General features: G+C 30.7%; 12 protein-coding genes and 1 pseudogene. 12 read left to right on the top strand and 1 reads right to left on the bottom strand.

Features of this window, described 5'->3' with window-relative positions:
- The 12 genes and pseudogenes from rfbB to galE all read left to right on the top strand — a co-directional run.
- A pseudogene (gene rfbB / locus BAZSYMA_RS06480) lies at positions 1–822 on the top strand (dTDP-glucose 4,6-dehydratase); the annotation flags it as partial.
- A 94-nt stretch (positions 823–916) separates the two neighbouring features.
- Positions 917–1,687: a glycosyltransferase family 2 protein gene (locus tag BAZSYMA_RS06475; protein ID WP_241502574.1), complete on the top strand. Its 771-nt coding sequence runs from the start codon at positions 917–919 to the stop codon at positions 1,685–1,687.
- Positions 1,677–2,609 (top strand): acyltransferase family protein, encoded by a 933-nt coding sequence (locus tag BAZSYMA_RS06470; RefSeq protein WP_090716886.1) that lies wholly within the window; start codon positions 1,677–1,679, stop codon positions 2,607–2,609. Before BAZSYMA_RS06475 ends, BAZSYMA_RS06470 begins: the two co-directional genes overlap by 11 nt.
- Positions 2,602–3,627, top strand: coding sequence for a glycosyltransferase (locus BAZSYMA_RS06465; RefSeq protein WP_090716883.1), 1,026 nt, complete (start codon positions 2,602–2,604; stop codon positions 3,625–3,627). The genes BAZSYMA_RS06470 and BAZSYMA_RS06465 overlap by 8 nt, the downstream gene beginning before the upstream one ends.
- A 14-nt stretch (positions 3,628–3,641) precedes the next feature.
- Positions 3,642–4,796 (top strand): glycosyltransferase, encoded by a 1,155-nt coding sequence (locus BAZSYMA_RS06460; RefSeq protein ID WP_090716881.1) that lies wholly within the window; start codon positions 3,642–3,644, stop codon positions 4,794–4,796.
- Positions 4,793–5,584, top strand: a complete 792-nt coding sequence (locus tag BAZSYMA_RS06455) for a glycosyltransferase family 2 protein (protein WP_090716879.1) — start codon at positions 4,793–4,795, stop codon at positions 5,582–5,584. Before BAZSYMA_RS06460 ends, BAZSYMA_RS06455 begins: the two co-directional genes overlap by 4 nt.
- Positions 5,585–5,753: 169 nt before the next feature.
- Positions 5,754–6,143, top strand: coding sequence for a type VII toxin-antitoxin system MntA family adenylyltransferase antitoxin (mntA, locus tag BAZSYMA_RS06450; RefSeq protein WP_090716877.1), 390 nt, complete (start codon positions 5,754–5,756; stop codon positions 6,141–6,143).
- Positions 6,136–6,555, top strand: a complete 420-nt coding sequence (gene hepT / locus BAZSYMA_RS06445) for a type VII toxin-antitoxin system HepT family RNase toxin (RefSeq protein ID WP_090716875.1) — start codon at positions 6,136–6,138, stop codon at positions 6,553–6,555. Before mntA ends, hepT begins: the two co-directional genes overlap by 8 nt.
- Positions 6,556–6,650: 95 nt before the next feature.
- On the top strand, positions 6,651–7,694 hold the full coding sequence (locus BAZSYMA_RS06440; RefSeq protein ID WP_090716873.1) for an MraY family glycosyltransferase: 1,044 nt from the start codon (positions 6,651–6,653) through the stop codon (positions 7,692–7,694).
- Between the two features lie 81 nt (positions 7,695–7,775).
- Positions 7,776–8,042, top strand: coding sequence for a hypothetical protein (locus BAZSYMA_RS06435; protein WP_090716871.1), 267 nt, complete (start codon positions 7,776–7,778; stop codon positions 8,040–8,042).
- Between the two features lie 2 nt (positions 8,043–8,044).
- On the top strand, positions 8,045–8,335 hold the full coding sequence (locus BAZSYMA_RS06430) for a CopG family antitoxin (protein WP_090716868.1): 291 nt from the start codon (positions 8,045–8,047) through the stop codon (positions 8,333–8,335).
- A gap of 8 nt (positions 8,336–8,343) precedes the next feature.
- Positions 8,344–9,351: a UDP-glucose 4-epimerase GalE gene (galE, locus tag BAZSYMA_RS06425; RefSeq protein ID WP_090716867.1), complete on the top strand. Its 1,008-nt coding sequence runs from the start codon at positions 8,344–8,346 to the stop codon at positions 9,349–9,351.
- Positions 9,352–9,388: 37 nt separating this feature from the next.
- Here galE and BAZSYMA_RS06420 read toward each other — a convergent pair.
- On the bottom strand, positions 9,389–9,568 hold a 180-nt coding region (locus BAZSYMA_RS06420; RefSeq protein ID WP_195910130.1), incomplete at its 5' end, for a cob(I)yrinic acid a,c-diamide adenosyltransferase.

The raw sequence follows: 9,568 nt of genomic DNA, 5'->3' as shown, positions 1-9,568 counted from the left end.
GAAAGAATTTTTTTCAAAGTATCAGCTTGATATAGTAATGCATTTAGCAGCAGAGTCGCATGTGGATAGGTCTATTAGTGGTGCGGCTGAATTTATTAAAACCAATATTGTCGGCACCTATACAATGCTAGAGATTGCAAAAGATTATTATCAACAATTGTCCGATGATAAAAAAGGCATTTCGTTTTCATCATATTTCTACTGACGAAGTTTATGGTGATTTGGATGGAACGGATGATTTATTTACCGAAAGCACACCTTACGCACCAAGTTCGCCATATTCCGCTTCAAAAGCCAGTTCTGACCATTTAGTTCGTGCTTGGTTTCGCACTTATGATTTGCCAATCGTTATTACCAATTGCTCTAATAATTATGGTGCCTATCAATTCCCAGAAAAACTTATTCCTGTAGTGATTTTAAATGCTTTGGCTAATAAGCCATTACCAATTTATGGTAAAGGTAATCAAATTCGTGATTGGCTTTTTGTTGATGGCCACGCCAAGGCTTTGGTTTTGGTTGCAGAAAAGGCAAACTGGGGGACACTTATAACATTGGTGGTTATAATGAAAAACAAAACATTGAAGTTGTGCAAGAAATTTGTCAGATTTTAGATGAATTGGTGCCAACAAAAGAGCCGTATAATAGACTAATAACATTTGTTACTGATAGAGCAGGACACGATGTTAGATATGCTATTGATGCCACTAAAATTACTAGAGAATTAGGCTGGATGCCTGATGAAACTTTTAACTCAGGTTTGAGAAAACCGTTAAATGGTATTTGAATAATCAAGATTGGTGTCGTGAGGTTATTAATAAATGACATACAAAAAGTATTAAGTGGTTTTATTGAATTATGCCAAAATTTAATATTAGTGAGTTCTTTTGATTTAAGCAAATAAGGAATAATATAAAAAATGAGCGATATAAAAAAACCGTTAATCAGCATTATTACCGTGGTATTTAATGGTGTTGAGTTTTTAGAAAAAACCATTCTTAGTGTTATCAATCAAACTTATGAAAATATTGAATATATTATTATTGACGGTGGATCTACCGATGGCACGGTGGATATTATTAAAAAATATGAGGATAAAATTGCGTATTGGGTGGGTGAGTCTGATCAAGGGATAAGCGATGCTTTTAATAAAGGTGTCAAAGTTTCATCTGGTGAATATATAAACTTTCAGGGTGATGGAGATGGTTTTGTATCTTCTGGTAGTTTAGAAAAAGTTTTTCAAGATATAAATAGTAAAGAAGATATTTTTGTAAGTGCTAGAATACAAAGAATAGATATAAAAGGAAATGAATTATATACATCTAAATATATAGATAAAATTGACTCTAAGAGTTTACTATTTAGAATGTCTATGCCTCATCAAGGACTCTTTACACATAAAAGTTATTTTGAAAAATATGGACTATTTGATGTGAATAATATTTTTTGTATGGATTATGAGCATTTACTTAGAAGTTATAAAAACTTTCCAAAAGTGGTTACAAAAGATGTAATAGTAGCTAGATGGAGAGATGATGGTATAGGAGAAGGTCGAACTTTAGAAATATTTAAAGAATATGATAAGATAAAAAGAGATAATAATGTAGCTATTAGTTTTGTACTTGATGGTGTTAAGTATTGGACTTTATTTAAGTATTATATAAAAAAGGTATTGAAACTTGGAAAATAAATTATTATGGGTTGATAATTTCAAGAACTTAGGAATATTAGCCGTCATCTTAGGACATATAGCTTCTCCTCTTGGAGGATTTATATTCTCTTTTCATATGCCTTTGTTTTTTATAGTTGCTGGATTTTTTATAAAGTTTGATTTAACTTTTAAAGAGTTTGTAAGCAAAGATTTTAAAAGACTTGTGATTCCTTATTTTATATTTTCTGTAGTTGGTTTGGGTTTGGAAATACTTAAAAGATATGCTTTGCATAGAAATACTGTAAATTTATTAGATGAGTTGCAAGGTGTTTTTATATGGATGGATATGCCATCTTTGATACATACTTATGCTTTTGTTTTATGGTTTCTACCTGCATTGTTTTTTGCTAGGGTTATATTGTTTATAGTGAAAAAAAATATACAAAATATATTTATACAGTTTTTAGTAGTATTTATATTGTTTTCTCTAAGTTTTTTTATAAATTTACCTTTTGGAATAGACAATGCGATGAATGCTTTACTATTCGTATTTATTGGATATATCTATTTTCGGTCTTATGCAGAAAGTAAGATATTGTATTTTTTACCTTTTGTTGCAATGGTAATATGGATTTTTGTAGGTTTTCCCGCATTGGATATGGCTTCAAAAACATACTCCAACATAGTTATAAACATATTGTTTTCTATATCTATAGTATATACATTTATCATTATATTAAAAAAATTTAATAGCGACAATAAATTATTGAAAATATGGGGGGGCAACACTATGCTTTTATTTATCATGCATCCATATACAAATAATATTGCTCATATTGTTGTGGAAAAACTACACTTTGGAGATTGGTATCTTAAACTTTTTATCTCTTTGATTTTACTTCAAGTTTTACTTTTTCTTAAATTGAAGTTTGAAAATAAAGGAGTGTTCAAATATGTATGATTATGTCATCGTTACACATATTCCAGCTTTTTATAAAGTAAATCTTTACAATGAATTAGCAAAAAAATTAAATATACTAGTTATTTTTATAGCTTTAAATACATCTGAAAAACGATCTGATGATTTTACTACTTTAAAAAATGCTAGATTTGAATATAAAGTCTTATTTGATGGTAATTTTCAGAATAGAGATGCTTTTAAAAATATAAGTAAAATAAAACAAATATTAAAAGAAATAAACTATAAAAAATTATTAGTAAGCGGTTGGGATTTAAAAGAATTTTGGTACCTGGTATTTACACATAGTAAAGTAAGAAATTGTTTGGCTCTAGAATCCACAGTTTTAGAAAGCAATACAAAAGGTTTAAAAAGACTTGTAAAAAGTATATTTTTAAATCGTATTTCGACCGTTTTCGCATCTGGAAAATTGCATGTAGAACTTTTAGAAAAATTGAACTATAAAGGGAATATAAAAATCACAAAAGGGGTAGGCATCATTAATAAGCCTGATTTTGTATATGAAAGTAAAATATATCAAAAAAGATTTTTATTTATAGGTAGATTGTCAAAAGTTAAAAATTTAGAATTTTTAATAAATATTTTTAATGATTTAAAAGACTATAAGTTAACAATTATTGGCACAGGAGAGGATGAAAAATATCTAAAAAGTATAGCAAATAAAAACATTGTTTTTTTAGGAACTATAGAAAATAAAGATATAAAAAATGAATTTAAAGAAAATGATATATTTATCTTTCCTAGTATTAGTGAGCCTTGGGGGTTGGTTGTGGAAGAAGCTTTGTATTTTGGATTACCTGTGATTGTAAGTGAAAATTGTGGGGCTAGTGAATTAATAGAAAATAGCATGAATGGATATATCTTTAAGCCAAAGGATAGTATAGGAATAAGAGATATTGTTTTGAATATTGATAAAATGAAGTATGATGTGTTGGCATTCAATGTAAAACAACTTTCTATTGATAATAAAGATAAATTACAGGTTATTGTTTACGAATAAACTGATTATATCTCATGAAATTGTTAATAGTACATAACAAATACCAATCTAACAATATAGGTGGTGAAGATATAGTTTATCAAAATGAACTTCAATCTTTAGTAAAGAAATTAGGCAAAGAGAATGTATTTTCTTTTGAAGTGTCAAATGATGATATTAGTAAATTTAAACTTATATTTAGCATTTGGTTTTCTTTTAAATATTACAAAGAAGTAAAAAAAATAATAGTGAAAAACAATATAGATATTGTGCATATTCACAATTTTTATCCACTTTTAACACCTAGTATATTTAAAGCATCAAAAGATGCAGGGGCTAAAGTGGTACACACTTTGCATAATTATCGTTTGTGGTGTATCTCTGGTATTTTTTATAGAGATGGTTATGGTATATGCGAGTTATGTCCAAAAAATAGATTTTCTTTGCACGGTGTTTTTAATAAATGTTTTAGGAAGTCTTTAATTCAAAGTGTATTAGCACAGATGTCTTTTTGGTATTACAGAGCAACTAAAGTATTTGATAATATAGATTATTTTTTTGTATTGACACAATTTCAAAAAGATAAAGTAGTATCTTTAGGATTAGATAAAAAAAGAGTGATATTAAAGCCAAATAGTCTTGACATAAATTTTAAAATAAAAGAACAGAAAAATAATTATATATATGTAGGAAGAATTGAAGAATCAAAAGGAATATATGGGCTTTTAAAAGTATGGGAGCAATTAGACGATATATTTGTATTAACCATTGTAGGTGGTGGCGATATTGAAGAAGAATTGAGAGATAAATACGCAAAGAAAAATATCATTTTTAAAGGTAAGCAGAACAGACAAGAAACACTAAATAATATCGCAAAATCAAAATATTTAATTCAACCATCAGTTTGGTATGAAACTTTTGGGTTGACTATCATAGAAGCGATGAGTTTTGGTGTGCCAGTTATAGGGTTTAATATTGGCACAAGAGATGATTTTATAGATGATGGGAAAAATGGTTTTTTAGTTGATAAAGAAAACTTAAATGAAGTAATTATGAAATCATTTGAATGCAAAGAAAAAGAATATGACAAGTTAAGTAAAAATGCAATTTTAAAATCAAAAGAGTTTGAAAATCATTATGTGCTTGAAAAACAATTAGAAATTTATAGAAAAATACTGGACTACAATTGAAAATATCCATCATCACCGTTGTTTACAATAATCAAAACACCATCAACAATGCCATCGATTCTGTTTTGAATCAAACTTATGAAAATATTGAATATATTATTATTGATGGTGCTTCTACAGATGGAACGGTGGATATTGTCAAAAGTTATGGCAATAAAATAGATAAATTTATCAGCGAACCAGATAATGGCATTTACGATGCGATGAATAAAGGTATTGTTTTAGCGACAGGCGATATTATTGGGATATTAAATGCCGATGATTTTTATGCGGATAATACTGTGTTAGCGACTGTGGTTGAAAAAATGCAATACGAAGGTGCCGATAGTTTGTATGCTGATTTAGATTTTGCGCAACAAGATAATGTCAATAAAACAGTTAGAAAATGGCGTTCTAAACCTTATAAAACAGACTTATTTAAAAACGGTTGGCATCCTGCACACCCCACTTTTTTTGTTAGAAAAAACATTTATGATAAATATGGCAGATTTAATTTAGAGTTCAAAATTTCTGCGGATTATGAAATTATGTTGAGGTTTTTAGTTAAGCATAAAATCAGTGTTATCTATTTACCAAAGGTATTGGTTAAAATGCGTATTGGCGGGGTTAGTAATGGCAATATTAACAACATCATTAAAGCAAATATTGAGAGCTATAAATCTTGGAAAGTTAATGGCTTGAAAATCAACCCTTTGTCTTTTATTAAAAAACCTTTGTCTAAGATATTGCAGTTTAAATTTTTTTCTTTTTTGAAAAAAAATAATTGGCGAGCGTTTTGGTGGCGCTGAAATTTTTTTTTCGTTTGATAAGAGATGTTGATTTTAGTGCTTATGATTATATTTCTTTGGCTGTAGTGGTCTTATTTAGGAGTGTTAAAAACTTTGACACTTACAACCTTGTTTGTTTATAATCGTTCTCAGTGTAGCGAATAAGTTGTAAGGACTTGATAAAAATAAAATGAATAAAATAATCATAGAACATTTACAACAAATTCCCCAACTATTGGCTATTTATATTTTTGGTAGTATAGCAAGTGGGGAAAATATTGAAAGCAGTGATATTGATATCGCATTTTTAGCTCAGGATAAATTGGATAATATTGCAAGATGGGATTTATCTCAAAAGTTATCAATTGTGTTGCAATGCGATGTTGATTTGGTGGATTTAAGGCGTTGTAGTGAAGTTTTTAGATTTCAAATAATTTCAAACGGCAAATTTATTTACACCAAGGATGAAAAAAAAATTCAAGCATTTTCTGACCAGTGTTATTGGCTGTATCTAGATTTGCAAGAGTTAAAATTACAACAGTATCAAGATATTCAAAAAACAGGCTTAGTTTATGGATGATGTTATTTTTAATAAAATTGCAACAATAGAAAAATGTATTTCTAGGGTTTATGAAGAATATAGTGGCTTTGAAGAAGAGTTTTTAGAAAATTACACCAAACAGGACTCGGTAGTTCTTAATATTGAAAGGGCGGCTCAGGCTAGTATTGATATTGCCACACATATTGTTAGAGTGAAAAAACTTGGTTTGCCACAAAGCAGTAGAGAAGTCTTTATTTTATTGAATGAACATAAAGTTATTACTAAAAAAACTAGTGAAAACATGCAAAAGATGGTAGGCTTTAGAAACATTGCTGTGCACAATTATCAAAAATTAAACCTAGATATAGTTTGCCATATTATTCAAGTTAAGCTTGATGATTTTAAGAAATTTAATGCTGAGTTACTTCAAAGTAGCAAAAGGCAAGTTTAGGACACCCCTAAAAACCCATGGCAATCCCTAAAAAGCGAATTTTAAATTTTAAAATTATCGCAAAGGTAAAATAGTTTTATTTTTTATCTAGCATTATGCAAGCATTTTTAATTACTTTAGCTTTTTCAATAATTTTCTCAGCTTTGATTGTTGTCTTAGCTCATAAAAAACAATGGTTTTTAAACCAGCATGATTTGTGTGGGGTGCAAAAATTTCATCATCAGCCAACGCCTCATATAGGAGGTTTGGCAGTTTTTTTGAGTTTCTGTATAGGGTATTTTTTATTACCTGACTTGCAAGCCATTTTACTGCCCTTATTGTTGGTTTCGACACCTGTGTTTATCATTGGTTTGGTTGAAGATTTTAGTGCCAAAATATACCCTTTATGGCGTTTGATATTTATATTTATCTCGCTTAGTGTTAGTTTCTTTTATTTTGATATTGGTATTTCATCATTGGGTTTCGCGTGGACGGATAGCCTGCTGTCTTACCCATTAATTGGTTTGGCTTTTACATTACTGGTGGTGGGCGGTGCAGTCAATGCATTAAATGTGATTGATGGCTATAATGGCTTGATGTCAGGTTATGCTATATTGGCATCATTAGCGATGGCATTTGTTGCTTATCAATTAGGTGATAGCTTGATATTGCAACTAAACTTGCTTTTAATTGCTGCTACTCTTGGATTTTTCTTGTTGAATTTCCCATTGGGTAAATTATTTATGGGTGATGGTGGGGCGTATTTTATTGGCTTTATGTTCTCGATGATAGGGTTGGTGTTTGTCTCTAGACACGACATGCTGTCTAATTGGTTTGTATTAGCACTCCTAATGTATCCTATGTATGAATTGCTATTTAGTATTTATAGGAAGAAAATCATCAATGGTACACTTGCCAGTGAGCCAGATGGCTATCATTTACATATGCTAATTCACAAACTTGTAGTAGCCAATAATTCTCAAGGTGATAAAACGATGAATAACAGTAAGACATCGCCTTTTTTATGGGCATTGTCTTTAGTGAGTATTATTCCTGCACTATTTTGGTATGATAATAAACTGGTATTGATTGGCTGGGCATGTGTGTTTATGGTGGTTTATACGATTATTTATCGTCGTATTGCACGAAAATACACTTAGTTATTAAAATTTTTATAAATATACATTTAATTAATATACAATGTATATATAAAATTTTGTAAACAGCATTAGAATAAAACAATGGAATTTAATTGGAGTGATGATAAAAATAATCTTTTGTTGGAATTAAGGAATGTGTGTTTTGAGGATGTGGTTACCAGTATTAGCAATGGAAAATTGCTCAATATTGAGAAAAATCCAAGTAAGAATTTTGATAATCAGTATTGTCTTGTTGTTGAAATTAGTCATTATGTTTATGTTGTTCCTTTTATAAAAGACAAAGATTTATTTTTTCTAAAAACCATTTTTCCCAGTAGAAAGCAAACTAAAAAATATTTAGGAGGGTAAGTATGAAAAATATTACAATTGAAACTACAAAAGAGTTAAAAATTTTGCAGAGTTTTGAGGATAATCAATTTATTGAGTTGGATAAAGGTGATTTTGACGAATTAAGTGCGTCCTTGAAAGATGCTGCATCCAACACTATCAAAAAGCTTTCTAAAAAGAAGTCTATTAGCATTAGATTGCTTGAAGATGATATTGATAGGTTAAAGGCAATTGCAATGAATGAAGGTATGCCGTATCAAACTTATATTAGCCATGTACTTCATAAGGTAACCACAGGTCGTATTCACCCTTAATTCATTTTATGAAAATTTTAGTAACAGGTGGCGTAGGTTATATTGGCTCACATACTTGCATAGAGCTTATTGAATCTGGCTATGAAGTGGTGGTGCTTGATAACCTGTGTAATTCATCATTAGAGTCGCTAAAGCGTGTTGAAGAAATCACTCGCAGTAGTATTCCTTTTTATCAGGCAGATGTTTGTGATAAGGTGGCGCTTACTCAAGTGTTTGAGCAGCACAGTATTGACGGTGTGATTCATTTTGCAGGGCTGAAGGCAGTAGGCGAGTCGGTAGAAAATCCGATTGAGTATTATAATACCAATGTTGGCGGTACTTTCATCTTGAGCGAAGTGATGCGCGATTTTAATTGCAAAACTTTTGTATTTAGTTCATCAGCCACTGTGTATGGTAATCCACATACCGTGCCTATTAAAGAAGATTTCCCATTATCAGTGACTAACCCTTACGGGCGCTCAAAATTGATGATTGAAGAATTTTTGCAAGATGTGTTTACTGCCCATAGCACTTGGCATATTGCACTACTACGATATTTCAACCCTATAGGTGCGCATAAAAGTGGCCTGATTGGTGAGCATCCGAATGGCATTCCCAATAATCTACTTCCCTATATCTCACAAGTTGCGATTGGCAAGTTGGATAAGTTAAATATTTTTGGTGGTGATTATGACACGCCTGATGGTACAGGGGTGCGGGATTATATCCATGTGGTGGATTTAGCCAAAGGGCATATTCAAGCCTTGCGAGCTTTGATGGATAAACCACAAGTTATAACCGTTAATCTCGGTACGGGCAATGGTTATTCAGTGCTTGAACTGGTCAAAGCCTTTGAAAAAGCTTCAGGCAAAATTGTGCCTTATCAGATAGTAGATAGAAGGGCAGGTGATATTGCTACTTGCTATGCAGACCCATCCTACGCCGTTACAAAATTAAATTGGAAAACTGAGTGTGGACTTGATGAAATGTGTCAAGACACTTGGCGTTGGCAAAGCAAAAACCCTAACGGTTATTAACCAATTGAGACGCCGGGCTTCTCAATTTTGTTTTTTATTACAAGTCGATACCTTTTTGGGCTTTGATATTAGACCTAAAAGCGTGTTTGATGTCTGCTATTTTACTAACGGTGTCAGCAATCCTAATTAAACCCTCTGAAGCAGCTCTACCCGTGATAACCACATGTTGATTTTTTGGGCGTGCGTTGAGTGTATTTAAAATGACTTTTTCATCTAA

Source organism: Bathymodiolus azoricus thioautotrophic gill symbiont (genome assembly GCF_001298715.1).
Taxonomy (GTDB): domain Bacteria; phylum Pseudomonadota; class Gammaproteobacteria; order PS1; family Pseudothioglobaceae; genus Thiodubiliella.
The sequence above is the reverse complement of the archived record's forward strand: the minus strand, read 5'-3'. Positions and strand labels throughout refer to the sequence as shown.